Source organism: Mumia sp. zg.B21, assembly GCF_019550855.1.
Lineage (GTDB): Bacteria > Actinomycetota > Actinomycetes > Propionibacteriales > Nocardioidaceae > Mumia.
In genome coordinates this window covers 1329370-1345066 of sequence record NZ_JAHWCJ010000001.1, presented here as the reverse complement: position 1 = coordinate 1345066, position 15697 = coordinate 1329370, and the positions used below count along the sequence as shown (strand labels likewise).

Sequence of the window (15697 nt, the reverse complement as noted above, 5' to 3'; positions counted from 1 at the left end):
GGTCAGGTGCCCGACAAGTGCCCGTGACGCCGTATTGTCATCTACGCAACACGCGTACAGACGCGCCTGTGGGCCGTCGTGACCTTCAGGAGCCCGGATGCCGTTCGCCCAGCCGACCCGTCCCGAGACTGTCTTCACCTACGGGTCCCCGAGACTGAAGATCGGGTCCGGCGCGAGCGCGGAGCTCGGCTACGAGCTCGCGTCGCTCGGTGTGCGTCGAGCGCTGCTGGTCACCGACCGCGGCCTCGAGGCGACCGGTGTCCCCGACCGGGTCGTCGAGCAGGTCGCGGCCGACGGCGTGGAGCTGGTCGTCTACGCCGACTCGCACGTCGAGCCGACCGACGCGAGCCTCTCCGATGCGATCGACTTCGCACGCTCGCACGGTCCCTTCGACGCCGTGGTGGCCCTCGGAGGAGGCTCGAGCATCGACACCGCCAAGGCGGTCAACCTGCTCACGACCAACGACGGTGAGCTGATGGACTACATCAACGTGCCGGTGGGAGCAGGCCGGGCGCCGGCCAAGGCCCTCCTCCCGTTGATCGCGCTCCCGACGACGACCGGCACCGGGAGCGAGAGCACCACGATCTGCGTGCTCGACGTCCTGTCGCAGCACGTGAAGACGGGCATCAGCCATCCGCGGCTGAGGCCGGAGCTGGCGATCATCGACCCCCAGCTGACGCTGTCCCAGCCGCCGGAGGTCACTGCGGCCAGCGGGATGGACATCCTCTGCCACGCGCTCGAGAGCTACACCGCACGTCCGTTCACCTCCTACGAGCGCAAGGCCGCCTCGGAGCGCGTCCCGTACTGCGGAGCGAACCCCATCTCCGACGTGTGGGCCGAGAAGTCGATGAGCCTGCTGGCGTCGTCCTTCCGCGCGGCGGTGCACGACGGCGGTGACGTCGACGCCCGCGAGCAGATGGCGCTCGCCGCGACGTTCGCCGGCATGGGGTTCGGCAACGCCGGGGTCCATATCCCGCACGCCAACGCCTACCCGATCGCCGGCCAGGTGAAGGACTTCCGTCCCTCGGGCTACCCGCAGGACGAGGCGATGGTGCCGCACGGCATGGCGGTCTCGCTCACCGCTCCCGAGGCGTTCCGCTACACCTTCGACGCCGCGCCCGAGCGGCACGTGCGCGCGGCCGAGCTCCTCGAGCCCGGCGCTGCCCGGCCGTCCGACCTCGCCGACCTCCTGCCGCAGGTGCTCGTCCGCCTGATGCGCGACATCGGCATCCCCGCAGGCATCGGCGCCGTCGGCTTCGACAAGGGCGACGTCCCCGCTCTCGTCGAGGGGACGATGAAGCAGCAGCGGCTCCTCGCCACCGCGCCCAAGCCGGTGGACGAGGAGGCGGTGGCGGGCATCTTCGAGCGGTCGATCAGCCTGTGGTGACGCCCTCCTCGGTCGATGCGGCCACGCTCGGCCTCGACACCGCCACGGCTCTGCGTCGCGCGGGGGTCGGCGACGTCGACGACTCCCCCCTGGCGCGCGCGCTCTACAGCACCGACGCCTCGCTCTACCGTGTCGTCCCCCAGGTCGTCGTGCGGCCGCGCACCACCGACGAGGTCCTTGCGGTCGTCGACGTCGCCCGTGCGTCGGGGGTGCCGCTCACCTCGCGCGGTGCCGGGACGTCGATCGCCGGCAACGCGGTCGGCCCGGGGATCGTGATGGACTTCACGCGCCACCTCAACCGTGTCCTCGAGATCGATCGCGAGGCCCGTACGGCCCGGGTCGAGCCCGGCACCGTCCATGCCGCGCTGCAGCGGGAGGCAGCGCGGGCAGGGCTGCGCTACGGGCCCGACCCGTCCACGCACACCCGGTGCACCATCGCCGGGATGATCGGCAACAACGCGTGCGGGTCCCGCGCCCTCGCGTACGGACGCTCGGCCGACACCGTCGCCGCGCTCGACGTCGTCACGGCGAGCGGTGAGCGGCTCTCGCTCGTCCGGCCCGTGGCCGGTTCCGCCTCGAGCGGCTCCGGCTCGTCGCCGACGCTGGAAGCCCTCCGCGCCGTGGTCGGTGCCGACCTCGCGACGATCCGGACCGAGTTCGGGCGGTTCGGGCGGCAGGTGTCGGGGTACTCCATGGAGCACCTCCTGCCCGAGAACGGGTTCGACGTGGCGACCTTCCTCGCCGGCACCGAGGGCACGCTCGCCGTCACCCTCGGTGCGACCGTCGACCTGGTCTCCGATCCGCCGTACCGTGTCCTGCTGCTCCTGGGCTACCCGACGATGGCCGACGCTGCCGACGACGTGCTGGCGATCCTCCCGCACGACCCGACCGCCTGCGAGGGCCTCGACGCCCGGATCGTCGACGTCGTCCGTGCCCAGCGCGGTCCCGCGTCCGTCCCCGAGCTGCCGGCCGGCTCCGGATGGATGTTCGTCGAGCTGTCCGGAGGCTCGCCGGGCGAGCTCGAGGCGCGTGCCGCGGCCGTCGCCGCCGGTGTCGGCACCCGTTCGACGCGGCTGGTCACCGACGTCGCCGAGCAGGCCGCCCTGTGGCGCATCAGGGAGGAGGGGGCCGGCCTCGCGGCACGGTCGCTCTCACGTCCGGCCTATGCCGGCTGGGAGGACGCCGCTGTCCCGCCCGCGCGGCTGGGTGCCTATCTGCGCGAGTTCGAGGCCCTGCTGCGCCAGTACGACCTGGACGGTGTGCCGTACGGCCACTTCGGTGACGGATGCGTCCACGTCCGCATCGACTTCCCGTTCGCCGCGCCCGAGCACGAGGGCACGAGGGTGTTCCGCGCCTTCCTGCTCGACGCCGCCGCGCTGGTCGCGCGACATGGCGGCTCGTTGTCCGGTGAGCACGGAGACGGACGGGCTCGGTCCGAGCTCCTGCCGCTGATGTACACGCCGGAGTCGCTGTCGCTCTTCGGGCGGGTCAAGGCGGCCTTCGACCCCGACGACCTCCTCAACCCCGGTGTGCTGGTCGATCCCGCCCCGCTCGACGCCGACCTCCGCGGCACCGGCGTCGGCCGAGTCCGCGACCGCCTCGCGCTCCGGCTCGTCCACGACGACGGCGACTTCGGCGCCGCGGTCCACCGCTGCACCGGCGTCGGCAAGTGCATCGCCGACAACACGGCGGCGGGCGGGGTGATGTGCCCGTCGTTCGTGGCGACACGCAATGAGAAGGACTCGACCCGGGGCCGGGCGCGGGTGCTCCAGGAGATGGTCGACGGCCGGGTGGTCGACAAGGGCTGGAAGGATCCGGCGGTGCACGAGGCGCTCGACCTCTGCCTCTCCTGCAAGGGGTGTGCCAGGGACTGCCCGACCGGGATCGACATGGCGACCTACAAGGCGGAGGTGCTCCACCAGACCTACCGACGTCGTCTCCGGCCGCGCAGCCACTACGCCCTGGGCCTGCTCCCGCTCTGGGCGCGCCTGTCCTCGCCGGTGGCGAGGCTGGTGAACGCCCTGCTCCGGACCCCGGGCCTGCGGCCGCTCGCGCTGTGGCTGGCGGGCGTCGACCCCCGGCGCAGCATCCCGCGCTTCGCCTCGACCACGCTCCGTCGCTGGAGTCGCGGGGAGGGCACGGCGACCCGGGGGAGCGATGCCGCCGCGCTGCACGACACCTCCGGGGCGGACCGTCCTGAGGTGCTGATCTGGGCCGACTCGTTCACCAACTACTTCCACACCGCGCCCGGGCAGGCCGCTGTCCGCGTGCTCGAGGCGGCGGGCTACCGGGTCCGGCTGCTCGACGAGTCGGTGTGCTGCGGGCTCACGTGGATCTCCACCGGTCAGCTCGACGGTGCCCGCCGCAACGTCGAGCGCACGGTGGCTGCGCTGCACCCGTACGTCGCGCTCGGCACCCCCGTCGTGGGCCTCGAGCCGTCCTGCCTCGCCGTGCTGCGCTCGGACGCCGTCGAGCTGACCGACGACCCCCGCGCCGTCGAGGTGGCCGGGGGAGTGTTCACCCTCGCCGAGCTCCTCGCCCGGACCCCCGGATGGGTCGCGCCCGACCTGAGCGACGTGACGATCGTCGCGCAGCCGCACTGCCACCACGCCTCGGTTCTCGGCTGGCAGGCCGACGCGGCGCTGCTGCAGGGAGCCGGGGCTACGGTGACCCGGCTCGGGGGATGCTGCGGTCTGGCGGGCAACTTCGGGGTCGAGCGCGGTCACTACGACGTGTCGGTGGCCGTCGCGGAGCACCAGCTGCTCCCCGCCGTACGCGAGGCGCCCGAGGGGAGCGTCGTGCTGGCGGACGGGTTCTCGTGCCGGACCCAGCTGGACGATCTCGCCGGCGTCCAGGCCCTCCACCTGGCCGAGCTGCTGGACCGCCACCCCTCGCGCGAGGGCCGTGGTGAGGGCGCCCCCCGAACCCGTTTTGACCCCTCACGAGGCACCCGGTAGTCTTGGACATTGTGCCGTGGACTCGTGTCCGTGTGCACTGATTCGCGTGTCGCCGCACCGTCGGTCGAGTCGCGCGACCTGGCCTCGCAGCCGGGCCGTGCGGACGAGGTGCAGGACCGCGAGCAGCAACACCTACCATCGCACGACGCGGTGGCGGCACGCCCCGAGCGCGCCGCCGGACGACGCCTGCGGCGGGGACGAAGAGAGCTACAGAGACAGAGCCGGACAGAAGAAAGAAGCATGTAGTGCCAACGATCCAGCAGTTGGTCCGCAAGGGCCGTCAGGACAAGGTGGCGAAGACCAAGACGCCCGCCCTGAAGGGTTCGCCCCAGCGTCGCGGAGTGTGCACCCGCGTGTACACGACGACGCCGAAGAAGCCGAACTCTGCGCTGCGCAAGGTTGCTCGCGTCCGGCTGAGCAGCGGCATCGAGGTCACGGCCTACATTCCCGGTGAGGGTCACAACCTGCAGGAGCACTCGATCGTGCTCGTTCGCGGTGGCCGTGTGAAGGACCTCCCGGGTGTGCGATACAAGATCATCCGCGGCGCGCTGGACACCCAGGGTGTCAAGAGCCGCAAGCAGGCTCGCAGCCGCTACGGCGCGAAGAAGGAGAAGAGCTGATGCCGCGCAAGGGTCCAGCACCGAAGCGTCCCACCGAGGCCGATCCGGTCTACTCGAGCCCCCTGGTCACGCAGCTGATCAACAAGGTCCTCGAGGACGGCAAGAAGCAGGTCGCCCAGCGCATCGTCTACAGCGCGCTCGAAGGCTCGCGTGAGAAGTCCGGCACCGACCCGGTCATCACGCTGAAGCGCGCGCTCGACAACGTCAAGCCGACCCTCGAGGTCAAGTCCCGCCGTGTCGGCGGTGCGACCTACCAGGTCCCGATCGAGGTCCGCGCCTCACGCGCCAACACCCTCGCTCTTCGCTGGCTCGTCCGGTTCGCCAGTGAGCGTCGCGAGAAGACCATGGCCGAGCGCCTGATGAACGAGCTGCTCGACGCCTCGAACGGTCTGGGCGGCGCAGTCAAGAAGCGTGAGGACACGCACAAGATGGCCGAGGCCAACAAGGCCTTCGCCCACTACCGCTGGTGACGGCGTGCCGTAGGCCCGTCACGGGCCGGCGGCACCCATCTCCGGAATCGACTCACGACAGCAAGGGAAGTCAGCCAAGGTGGCCGTAGACATCACCACCAACCTCGCCACGGTGCGCAACATCGGCATCATGGCGCACATCGACGCGGGCAAGACGACGACGACCGAGCGCATCCTCTTCTACACCGGCATCACGTACAAGATCGGTGAGGTCCACGAGGGCGCAGCCACGATGGACTGGATGGAGCAGGAGCAGGAGCGCGGCATCACGATCACGTCGGCCGCGACGACCTGCTGGTGGAAGAACCACCAGATCAACATCATCGACACCCCCGGTCACGTCGACTTCACCGTCGAGGTGGAGCGGTCCCTGCGCGTCCTCGACGGCGCGGTCGCGGTCTTCGACGGCGTCGCCGGCGTGGAGCCGCAGTCGCAGACCGTCTGGCGTCAGGCCAACAAGTACCACGTGCCGCGGATGTGCTTCGTCAACAAGCTCGACCGCACCGGCGCAGATTTCTTCTACTGCGTCGACACGATCGTCGAGCGCCTCAACGCCAACCCGGCGGTGCTGCAGCTCCCGATCGGCGCCGAGGCCGACTTCCTGGGCGTCGTCGACCTCGTCGGCATGCGTGCGCTCACGTGGCGCGGCGAGACCGAGATCGGTGAGGACTACACGGTCGAGGAGATCCCGGCCGAGCTCGCCGACAAGGCCGCCGAGTACCGCGAGAAGCTGCTCGACACGGTCGCGACCGCTGACGACGACCTGATGGAGATGTACCTCGAGGGCGAGGACATCGACGTCGACACGCTGAAGGCGGCGATCCGTCGCGCCACGCTGGCCGACAAGATCGTCCCGGTCCTGTGCGGCACCGCGTTCAAGAACAAGGGCGTCCAGCCCCTGCTCGACGCGGTCGTCGACTACCTCCCCTCGCCGGTCGACGTCGGCTCCGTGGCGGGCCACAAGGCCGGCGACGAGGAGACCGAGCTCACGCGCCAGCCGACCGAGGAGGAGCCCTTCTCGGCCCTCGCGTTCAAGATCGCGGCCGACCCCCACCTCGGCAAGCTGACCTACATCCGTCTCTACTCCGGTCGCCTGACGGCGGGCACGCAGGTGCTCAACTCCGTCAAGGGCCGCAAGGAGCGGATCGGCAAGATCTACCAGATGCACGCCAACAAGCGTGAGGAGATCGCGTCGGTCGGCGCCGGCCAGATCGTCGCCGTGATGGGTCTGAAGGACACCACCACGGGCGAGACGCTCTCCGAGCCGAGCAACCCGATCGTGCTCGAGTCGATGACCTTCCCGGCTCCGGTGATCCAGGTCGCCATCGAGCCGAAGACCAAGAGCGACCAGGAGAAGCTCGGCGTCGCGATCCAGCGTCTCGCCGAGGAGGACCCGACGTTCACGGTCCACACCGACGAGGAGACCGGGCAGACCATCATCGCCGGCATGGGCGAGCTGCACCTCGACATCCTCGTGGACCGCATGAAGCGCGAGTTCCGCGTCGAGGCCAACGTCGGCAAGCCGCAGGTCGCGTACCGCGAGACCATCAAGCGCAAGGTCGAGAAGGTCTCGTACACCCACAAGAAGCAGACCGGTGGTTCGGGTCAGTTCGCCAAGGTCCTCATCAGCATCGAGCCCACGGGCCCGTTGGCTGGTGGAGAGGGCGGCTACGAGTTCTCGAACGAGATCACCGGTGGGCGCGTCCCGCGGGAGTACATCCCCGCCGTCGACGAGGGCGCGCAGGAAGCCATGGAGTTCGGCGTGCTCGCCGGCTACCCCATGGTCGACGTCAAGGTGACGCTGACCGACGGTCAGTACCACGACGTCGACTCGTCCGAGCTCGCCTTCAAGATCGCCGGTTCCATGGCGTTCAAGGAAGCGGCACGCAAGGCAGACCCGGTGCTCCTCGAGCCGATGTTCAAGGTCGAGGTCACCACCCCTGAGTCCTACCTGGGCGAGGTCATCGGCGACATCAACTCTCGCCGTGGCCAGATCCAGCAGATGTCGGAACGTTCCGGTGACCGGGTCGTGGACGCACTCGTTCCGCTCTCCGAGATGTTCGGGTACGTCGGAGACCTCCGGTCGAAGACGTCGGGGCAGGCGTCGTACTCCATGGAGTTCGACTCCTACGCCGAGGTTCCCAAGAACGTCGCAGAAGAGATCATCAAGAAGGCCAGGGGCGAGTGATCGCGGGCCTGACCTAGGCTTCGATCAGCTCAACCGCACGGCGCAAAAGCATCATTCAATCGAGGAGGAGCCTCAGTGGCTAAGGCGAAGTTCGAGCGGACTAAGCCGCACATGAACATCGGCACCATCGGTCACATCGACCACGGTAAGACGACGCTCACGGCGGCGATTACCAAGGTGCTGCATGACAAGTACCCGGACCTGAACGAGGCCTCGGCCTTCGATCAGATCGACAAGGCTCCTGAGGAGCGCCAGCGCGGTATCACGATCTCGATCGCTCACGTTGAGTACCAGACCGAGAACCGTCACTACGCGCACGTCGACTGCCCGGGTCACGCCGACTACGTGAAGAACATGATCACGGGTGCGGCACAGATGGACGGCGCGATCCTCGTGGTCGCCGCCACCGACGGCCCGATGCCCCAGACGCGTGAGCACGTCCTGCTCGCGCGCCAGGTCGGCGTGCCGGCGATGGTCGTGGCGCTCAACAAGTGCGACATGGTCGACGACGAGGAGCTCATCGAGCTCGTCGAGCTCGAGGTCCGCGAGCTGCTCAGCGAGCAGGAGTTCGACGGTGACAACGCACCGGTCGTCCGCGTTGCGGCCTTCCCGGCGCTCAACGGCGACGCCAAGTGGGGCGAGTCGATCATCGAGCTCATGAACGCTGTCGACGAGTACATCCCCCAGCCGGAGCGTGAGACGGACAAGCCGTTCCTCATGCCGGTCGAGGACGTCTTCACGATCACCGGTCGTGGCACCGTCATCACGGGTCGTATCGAGCGCGGCATCGTCAAGCTCAACGACACCGTCGACATCGTCGGCATCCGCGAGACGAAGCAGACCTCCACGGTCACGGGCATCGAGATGTTCCGCAAGCTTCTCGACGAGGGCCAGGCGGGCGAGAACGTCGGCCTCCTGCTTCGTGGCACGAAGCGCGAGGACGTCGAGCGCGGCATGGTCGTCATCGCTCCGGGCACCACGACTCCCCACACGGAGTTCGAGGCGCAGGTCTACATCCTGAGCAAGGAGGAGGGCGGCCGTCACACGCCGTTCTTCAACAACTACCGCCCGCAGTTCTACTTCCGCACCACGGACGTCACCGGCGTCGTCACGCTGCCTGAGGGCACCGAGATGGTCATGCCGGGCGACAACACCGAGATGTCGGTGCAGCTGATCCAGCCGATCGCGATGGAGGACGGTCTCCGCTTCGCGATCCGCGAGGGTGGTCGTACGGTCGGCGCAGGTCGCGTCACCAAGATCAACAAGTGATCTGAGCCCGGGGCAACCCCGGGACGGTCTCTGGACGAGGCCCCGCCCAGCTCGACGAGCTGGACGGGGCCTCGTCGTCTGTTCTCTGCCCATGGCGTGCGTCACGGCGCGCCACGGACCGGGCGACGTATCGTGAGGGCGTGGGACACGACCATGCGCACGGCACGCCGTCCGCCCAGCACCGTCCGCGTCTGGCGTTCGTGCTGGGCCTCACCGTGCTGGTCCTCGTCGTCGAGGTCGTGGCCGCTCTCCTGACCGGGAGCCTGGCCCTGCTGGCCGACGCCGGCCACATGCTCAGCGACACCTTCGGGCTCGCGATGGCCCTCGCTGCCGTGACGGTCGCGCAACGTGCCGGCAGCCCGCGTCGGACGTTCGGCAACCACCGCTCGGAGATCCTCGCCGCGGGCGTCAACGGCCTGGTGCTGCTGGCGCTGTGCGCGGTCGTCGTGGTCTCGGCCGTACGCCGCTTGGACGACGCTCCCCATGTCGACTCGCCGTGGATGCTGGCGGCGGGCGTGCTCGGGCTCGCGGTGAACGTGGTCGGTCTCCTCCTGCTGCGCAAGGGCTCCCAGGAGAGTCTCAACGTCAAGGGCGCCTACCTGGAGGTCCTCGGCGACGCGGTCGGCTCCGTGGCGGTGATCGTGGCGGCCGTCGTGATCATGGTGACCGGCTGGGACGCCGCCGACCCGATCGCCTCGTTGGCGATCGCCGCGCTGATCCTCCCGCGCGCCGTCGGGCTGCTGCGCGAGGTCGCCGACGTCCTCCTGGAGTCGACGCCGCGCGACTTCGACCTCGACGACCTCAGGGCCCACATGCGGGAGGCTCGGGGGGTCCTCGACGTCCACGACCTGCACGTCTGGACGATCACCTCGGGGATGCCGGTCATGTCGGCCCACGTCGTGGTCGCCGACGAGGTCCTCGAGCACGACGCGGGGCACGGGGTGCTCGACGAGCTGCGGGGGTGTCTCTCCGACCACTTCGACGTGGACCACTCCACCTTCCAGCTGGAGTCGGCCGGCCATGCGGCCACGGAGCAGCACACGCACCGCTGACAGCGCGCGGCCGAGCCCGTACGGCAGAGGCCGCCGGCGACGCCCGACGGCAGACCGTTTGGTGGTGTTCGCTACCGTGAGAGTTGGTCCAAGTGCGACGGATCCTGCTCCGATTTGGCAATCAGGGGTGGTGTCTGTCAGACTTGGAAAGTTGCTTCGGCGCGCCTTGCCGTTCCACTCCGGTGTGAACGGCGCTGGTGCGCCTGGTCCGAGGAAGAGCAGGCACATCCCGCACGGGGTGGGCGGCGTCCGGGGCCCAACCATCCAACTCCAGAGGTGTGAAGACTCGCGCGCGCTACAGCCCGCGACACGCCCGACCTCGGGGGTCGGAGGGGAGCAGCGCTCTTCCTCGATCCCGGGGTGGAGAGTCCGAGGCAGTACGAAGAGAAGGACGAAGCGAGAGCATGGCGGGACAGAAGATCCGCATCAGGCTCAAGGCCTATGACCACGAGGTGATTGACACCTCGGCGCGCAAGATCGTGGACACCGTCACGCGTACGGGTGCCACGGTCGCTGGCCCGGTGCCTCTGCCGACGGAAAAGAACGTCTACTGCGTCATTCGTTCGCCGCACAAGTACAAGGACAGCCGCGAACACTTCGAGATGCGCACCCACAAGCGCCTCATCGACATCATCGACCCCACGCCGAAGACCGTCGACTCGCTGATGCGCCTCGACCTTCCTGCGGGCGTCGACATCGAGATCAAGCTCTGAGGAACGATCGCTGATGAGCAACCAGAAGGCACCCGTCGGGCTGCTCGGGCGCAAGCTCGGGATGACCCAGACGTGGGACGAGAACAACCGCGTGGTTCCGGTCACCGTGATCGCTGCCGACACCAACGTCGTCACGCAGATCCGCACCGCCGAGACCGACGGCTACAGCGCCGTCCAGATCGGCTTCGGCGAGATCGACCCGCGCAAGGTGAACAAGCCGCAGGCCGGTCACTTCGACAAGGCCAGCGTCACGCCCCGCCGTCACCTCGCGGAGATCCGCACCGAGGCGATCGGGGACTACCAGGTCGGGCAGGCAGTCACCCCTGAGATCTTCGCCGCCGGTGACTTCGTCGACGTGACGGGCACCAGCAAGGGCAAGGGCTTCGCGGGCGTCATGAAGCGCCACGGCTTCCACGGTGTCGGCGCCTCGCACGGTGCCCACCGCAACCACCGCAAGCCGGGATCGATCGGCGGCTGCGCCACGCCGGGTCGCGTGTTCAAGGGTCTGCGCATGGCAGGCCACATGGGCACCGATCGTGTCACGGCGCAGAGCCTCACGGTGCACGCCATCGACGCCGACAAGGGCCTCATCCTCATCAAGGGTGCGGTTCCCGGCCCCAAGGGCGGCATCGTCATGATCCGCACCGGCGCCAAGAAGGGAGCCGTCAAGTGACCGCCAACGTCATCGACGTCGATCTCCCCCGGGACATCTTCGACGTCCAGGTCAACATCCCCCTGATCCACCAGGTGGTCGTCGCCCAGCTCGCAGCAGCGCGCCAGGGCACCCACGACACCAAGTCGCGTGGCGAGGTGTCCGGCGGCGGCAGGAAGCCGTACCGCCAGAAGGGCACTGGCCGCGCCCGTCAGGGCTCGATCCGCGCACCTCAGTTCACCGGTGGTGGCGTGGTCCACGGACCGACGCCGCGCAGCTACGACCAGCGCACCCCCAAGAAGATGAAGGCAGCCGCTCTCCGTGGCGCCCTCTCCGACCGGGCACGCAACGGCCGTCTGCACGTCGTCGAGTCGCTCGTGGGCGGCGAGGCGCCGTCGACGAGGGCCGCTCTGGCGACGCTCCGCGAGATCACCGCACGTCCGCGTGTGCTGGTCGTGGTGGAGAGCACCGACCAGACCACGGTGAAGAGCCTGCGCAACGTCGCCGGCACCCACCTGATCGGGCTCGACCAGCTCAACACGTACGACGTCCTGCTCAGCGACGACGTGGTCTTCACCAAGGCCGCGTTCGACGCCTTCGTCGCGCTCCGCTCCAACGGGGACGCCGAGACCGTCAAGCTGAGCGAGGTCGCTACCGCGAAGGACGGTGACAAGTGAGCACGCTGCACAAGGACCCGCGCGACATCCTGCTCGGGCCGGTCGTGAGCGAGAAGAGCTACGGGCTGCTCGACGAGAACAAGTACACGTTCATCGTCCGTCCGGATGCCAACAAGACCGAGATCAAGATCGCCGTGGAGAAGATCTTCGGCGTCACGGTCACCGCGGTGAACACCCAGAACCGCAAGGGCAAGACGCGTCGTACCCGCAACGGCACCGGCAAGCGCGCCGATGTCAAGCGCGCGATCGTGAGCGTCGCTCCGGGTCAGAGCATCGACATCTTCGCTGCGCCTGGCGCCTGAACGAACGAGGACTGAGTACGTATGGCAATCCGTAAGTACAAGCCGACCACCCCGGGCCGTCGCGGCTCCTCGGTGGCCGACTTCAGTGAGATCACGCGCACGACGCCCGAGAAGTCGCTGACGCGTCCGCTGCCCAAGAAGGGCGGACGCAACAACCAGGGCCGGATCACCACCCGGCACCAGGGCGGCGGTCACAAGCGTGCCTACCGCATCATCGACTTCAAGCGATACGACAAGGACGGCGTGCCGGCCAAGGTCGCTCACATCGAGTACGACCCCAACCGCACCGCGCGCATCGCGCTGCTCCACTACATCGACGGCGAGAAGCGCTACATCATCGCGCCGGAGGGTCTGAAGCAGGGCATGACGGTCGAGGCCGGTCCCGGCGCCGACATCAAGCCCGGCAACAACCTGCCGCTGCGCAACATCCCGGTCGGCACCACGATCCACGCGATCGAGCTCCGTCCCGGGGGTGGCGCCAAGATGGGCCGCTCGGCCGGCGCCAAGGTGCAGCTCGTCGCCCGTGAGGGCAACCGCGCGCAGCTGCGTCTCCCCTCGGGCGAGATGCGCTACGTCGACGTCCGCTGCCGCGCCAGCATCGGCGAGGTCGGCAACGCCGAGCAGTCCAACATCAACTGGGGCAAGGCCGGCCGCAACCGCTGGAAGGGCAAGCGCCCGACCGTCCGCGGTGTCGCGATGAACCCGATCGACCACCCGCACGGTGGTGGCGAGGGCAAGACCTCGGGTGGCCGCAACCCGGTGTCGCCGTGGGGCCAGCCTGAGGGCCGTACCCGCAAGAAGAAGCCCAGCGACAAGCTGATCGTCCGTCGCCGCAAGTCCGGAAAGCGCTGAGGAAGAGCCTGACATGCCACGCAGTTTGAAGAAGGGACCGTTCGTCGACGGCCACCTGCTGAAGAAGGTCGAGACTCAGAACGAGGCCGACACGCACACCGTCATCAAGACGTGGTCGCGTCGCTCCATGATTCTCCCGTCCTTCATCGGTCACACCATCGCCGTCCACGACGGGCGCAAGCACGTCCCGGTGTTCGTCACCGACGCGATGGTCGGCCACAAGCTGGGCGAGTTCGCGCCGACGCGTACCTTCCGCGGACACGTCAAGGACGACCGAAAGAGCCGCCGCCGCTGACGCGGGCGACAACCAAGGGAAGAGTTCAGATGAGCACATTGGAGCGTAAGGGCCTCAGCGCCCGACGCGAGAGCCTGCTCGGCGACGAGCCCGGTGCTTTCGCGGTCGCACGCTTCGTCCGCGTCACGCCGCAGAAGGCGCGCCGGGTCGTCGACATGGTCCGCGGCCTCGACGTGGACGATGCACTGGCCCTGCTGCGGTTCGCCCCGCAGGGTGCGGCGCAGGACGTCTACAAGCTGGTCGCGAGCGCCGTCGCGAACGCCGAGACCACCGAAGGCCTCGACCGTTCGACGCTGGTCATCTCGGCCGTCCGGGTCGACGAGGGCCCGACGATGAAGCGCTGGCGCCCCCGCGCCCGTGGTGCGGCCAACCGCATCCTCAAGCGCACCAGCCACATCACCGTCGTCGTGCAGCCTCGTGACGCTGTCGCCGCGCTGAGTCGAACACACAAGGCCAACAAGAAGGGTGGGAACCGCTAGTGGGACAGAAGATCAACCCGCACGGCTTCCGTCTCGGTATCTCCACCGACCACAAGAGCCGCTGGTACGCCGACAAGCTGTACAAGGGCTACGTCGGCGAGGACATCAAGATCCGTCGCCTGCTCACCAAGGGCATGGACCGCGCCGGCATCAGCCGGGTCGAGATCGAGCGCACTCGTGACCGTGTCCGCGTGGACATCCACACGGCGCGTCCGGGCATCGTGATCGGACGCCGCGGCGCCGAGGCCGACCGCATCCGCGGCGATCTCGAGAAGCTCACGGGCAAGCAGATCCAGCTCAACATCCTCGAGGTCAAGAACCCCGAGCTCGATGCGCAGCTGGTCGCCCAGGGTGTTGCCGAGCAGCTCGCCGGCCGTGTGCAGTTCCGTCGCGCCATGCGCAAGGCACTGCAGACGACCATGCGCGCCGGTGCCAAGGGTGTCCGCATCCAGTGCTCCGGCCGTCTCGGCGGCGCGGAGATGTCGCGCTCGGAGTTCTACCGCGAGGGCCGCGTGCCCCTGCACACGCTCCGTGCCGACGTCGACTACGGCTTCTACGAGGCGCGTACGACCTTCGGCCGCATCGGCGTGAAGGTCTGGATCTACAAGGGCGAGGTCGCCGGCACCCGTGCCGAGCGCGAGGCTCAGGCCGCTGCCCGCGCCGCCGCCCCCGGTGGGCGTCAGCGTCCGGGTCGTGGTGGCGCTCGTCGCCCGGCGCGTGAGGGACAGCGCGCAGAGCGCCCCGCACGTCAGGAGCAGGCTGCAGAGCCGGCTCCCGCGAGCACTGAGGCTGCTACCGCTCCCGCGGAAGCAGCGAACGGAACGGAGAGCTGAACCATGCTGATCCCGCGCAGGGTCAAGCACCGCAAGCAGCACCACCCCAAGCGTCGTGGCGCCGCCAAGGGCGGCACGTCGCTGGCGTTCGGTGACTTCGGCATCCAGGCGATCGAGGGTCACTACGTGACCAACCGGCAGATCGAGTCGGCTCGTATCGCCATGACCCGTCACATCAAGCGTGGCGGCAAGGTGTGGATCAACATCTACCCCGACCGTCCGCTGACCAAGAAGCCTGCCGAGACCCGCATGGGTTCCGGAAAGGGTTCGCCGGAGTGGTGGATCGCCAACGTCAAGGCTGGCCGCGTCATGTTCGAGCTGTCGGGCGTGACCGAGCCGGTGGCCCGTGAGGCGCTGCGACGTGCGATGCACAAGCTCCCGATGAAGTGCAAGATCGTGACCCGCGAGGCAGGTGATCTCTGATGGCGAACGCCACCACCACCGCTGACCTCCGCGCGCTGAGCGCCGAGGACCTGGCCGACAAGCTGGGCGAGGCCAAGGAAGAGCTGTTCAACCTGCGCTTCCAGGCCGCGACCGGCCAGCTCGAGAACAACGCCCGGCTCCGTACGGTGCGCAAGGACATCGCGCGCATCTACACCGTCGTCCGTGAGCGCGAGCTCGGCATCATCGAAAGTGAAGAGGCATGAGCAACAACACCGCAGGCGAGCGCAACCGCCGCAAGGTGCGCGAGGGCCTCGTCGTGAGCGACAAGATGGACAAGACCGTCGTCGTCAGCGTCGAGGACCACGTCAAGCACGCTCTGTACGGCAAGGTCATGCGCCGCACGAGCAAGCTCAAGGCGCACGACGAGGCGAACGAGGCTGGTATCGGCGACCGCGTACTGGTCGCAGAGACCCGTCCGCTGTCGTCGACCAAGCGTTGGCGCCTCGTCGAGATCCTCGAGAAGGCCAAGTAACCACTCGTTCCGTCAGGCTCGCGGAGACCCCGTGA

18 protein-coding genes are annotated in these 15697 nt (G+C 68.7%); all 18 read left to right on the top strand.

Going from position 1 to position 15697, the window contains the following annotated elements:
• Window positions 1-97: 97 nt before the first annotated feature.
• A complete protein-coding gene (locus KV100_RS06645; RefSeq protein WP_220342072.1) occupies window positions 98-1387 on the top strand; it encodes a hydroxyacid-oxoacid transhydrogenase in 1290 nt (429 codons plus the stop codon).
• Complete coding sequence (locus KV100_RS06640) at window positions 1384-4344, top strand: FAD-binding and (Fe-S)-binding domain-containing protein (RefSeq protein ID WP_220342071.1); 2961 nt, start codon at window positions 1384-1386, stop codon at window positions 4342-4344. The genes KV100_RS06645 and KV100_RS06640 overlap by 4 nt, the downstream gene beginning before the upstream one ends.
• 245 nt (window positions 4345-4589) lie before the next feature.
• The gene (gene rpsL, locus KV100_RS06635) at window positions 4590-4964 is read left to right on the top strand and encodes a 30S ribosomal protein S12 (RefSeq protein ID WP_139087780.1); all 375 of its coding nucleotides are present in this window, start codon (window positions 4590-4592) and stop codon (window positions 4962-4964) included.
• Window positions 4964-5434, top strand: a complete 471-nt coding sequence (gene rpsG / locus KV100_RS06630; protein ID WP_220342070.1) for a 30S ribosomal protein S7 — start codon at window positions 4964-4966, stop codon at window positions 5432-5434. The genes rpsL and rpsG overlap by 1 nt, the downstream gene beginning before the upstream one ends.
• Before the next feature lie 79 nt (window positions 5435-5513).
• On the top strand, window positions 5514-7622 hold the full coding sequence (gene fusA / locus KV100_RS06625; protein ID WP_220342069.1) for an elongation factor G: 2109 nt from the start codon (window positions 5514-5516) through the stop codon (window positions 7620-7622).
• Window positions 7623-7697: 75 nt separating this feature from the next.
• Window positions 7698-8891, top strand: coding sequence for an elongation factor Tu (gene tuf, locus KV100_RS06620; protein WP_220342068.1), 1194 nt, complete (start codon window positions 7698-7700; stop codon window positions 8889-8891).
• A 140-nt stretch (window positions 8892-9031) separates the two neighbouring features.
• The gene (locus KV100_RS06615) at window positions 9032-9943 is read left to right on the top strand and encodes a cation diffusion facilitator family transporter (RefSeq protein WP_220342067.1); all 912 of its coding nucleotides are present in this window, start codon (window positions 9032-9034) and stop codon (window positions 9941-9943) included.
• Between the two features lie 404 nt (window positions 9944-10347).
• Window positions 10348-10656, top strand: coding sequence for a 30S ribosomal protein S10 (gene rpsJ / locus KV100_RS06610; RefSeq protein WP_039345402.1), 309 nt, complete (start codon window positions 10348-10350; stop codon window positions 10654-10656).
• Window positions 10657-10669: 13 nt separating this feature from the next.
• Window positions 10670-11329 carry a 50S ribosomal protein L3 gene (gene rplC / locus KV100_RS06605; protein ID WP_220342066.1) on the top strand — a complete coding sequence of 220 codons (660 nt, stop codon included), beginning with the start codon at window positions 10670-10672 and terminating at the stop codon, window positions 11327-11329.
• Window positions 11326-11985, top strand: a complete 660-nt coding sequence (gene rplD, locus KV100_RS06600; RefSeq protein ID WP_220342065.1) for a 50S ribosomal protein L4 — start codon at window positions 11326-11328, stop codon at window positions 11983-11985. Before rplC ends, rplD begins: the two co-directional genes overlap by 4 nt.
• Window positions 11982-12287 (top strand): 50S ribosomal protein L23, encoded by a 306-nt coding sequence (gene rplW, locus KV100_RS06595; RefSeq protein ID WP_220342064.1) that lies wholly within the window; start codon window positions 11982-11984, stop codon window positions 12285-12287. Before rplD ends, rplW begins: the two co-directional genes overlap by 4 nt.
• A 21-nt stretch (window positions 12288-12308) precedes the next feature.
• A complete protein-coding gene (gene rplB / locus KV100_RS06590) occupies window positions 12309-13139 on the top strand; it encodes a 50S ribosomal protein L2 (protein WP_220342063.1) in 831 nt (276 codons plus the stop codon).
• A gap of 13 nt (window positions 13140-13152) precedes the next feature.
• Window positions 13153-13434, top strand: coding sequence for a 30S ribosomal protein S19 (gene rpsS, locus KV100_RS06585; protein ID WP_139087789.1), 282 nt, complete (start codon window positions 13153-13155; stop codon window positions 13432-13434).
• Between the two features lie 29 nt (window positions 13435-13463).
• On the top strand, window positions 13464-13913 hold the full coding sequence (rplV, locus tag KV100_RS06580) for a 50S ribosomal protein L22 (RefSeq protein ID WP_220342062.1): 450 nt from the start codon (window positions 13464-13466) through the stop codon (window positions 13911-13913).
• Entirely contained in the window at window positions 13913-14746 is an 834-nt protein-coding gene (rpsC, locus tag KV100_RS06575; protein WP_220342061.1) for a 30S ribosomal protein S3, read from the top strand. Before rplV ends, rpsC begins: the two co-directional genes overlap by 1 nt.
• A 3-nt stretch (window positions 14747-14749) precedes the next feature.
• A complete protein-coding gene (gene rplP, locus KV100_RS06570) occupies window positions 14750-15169 on the top strand; it encodes a 50S ribosomal protein L16 (protein WP_220342060.1) in 420 nt (139 codons plus the stop codon).
• The gene (gene rpmC / locus KV100_RS06565; protein ID WP_220342059.1) at window positions 15169-15393 is read left to right on the top strand and encodes a 50S ribosomal protein L29; all 225 of its coding nucleotides are present in this window, start codon (window positions 15169-15171) and stop codon (window positions 15391-15393) included. The genes rplP and rpmC overlap by 1 nt, the downstream gene beginning before the upstream one ends.
• Window positions 15390-15662 (top strand): 30S ribosomal protein S17, encoded by a 273-nt coding sequence (gene rpsQ, locus KV100_RS06560; RefSeq protein ID WP_220342058.1) that lies wholly within the window; start codon window positions 15390-15392, stop codon window positions 15660-15662. The genes rpmC and rpsQ overlap by 4 nt, the downstream gene beginning before the upstream one ends.
• The last annotated feature ends 35 nt before the right edge of the window (window positions 15663-15697 follow it).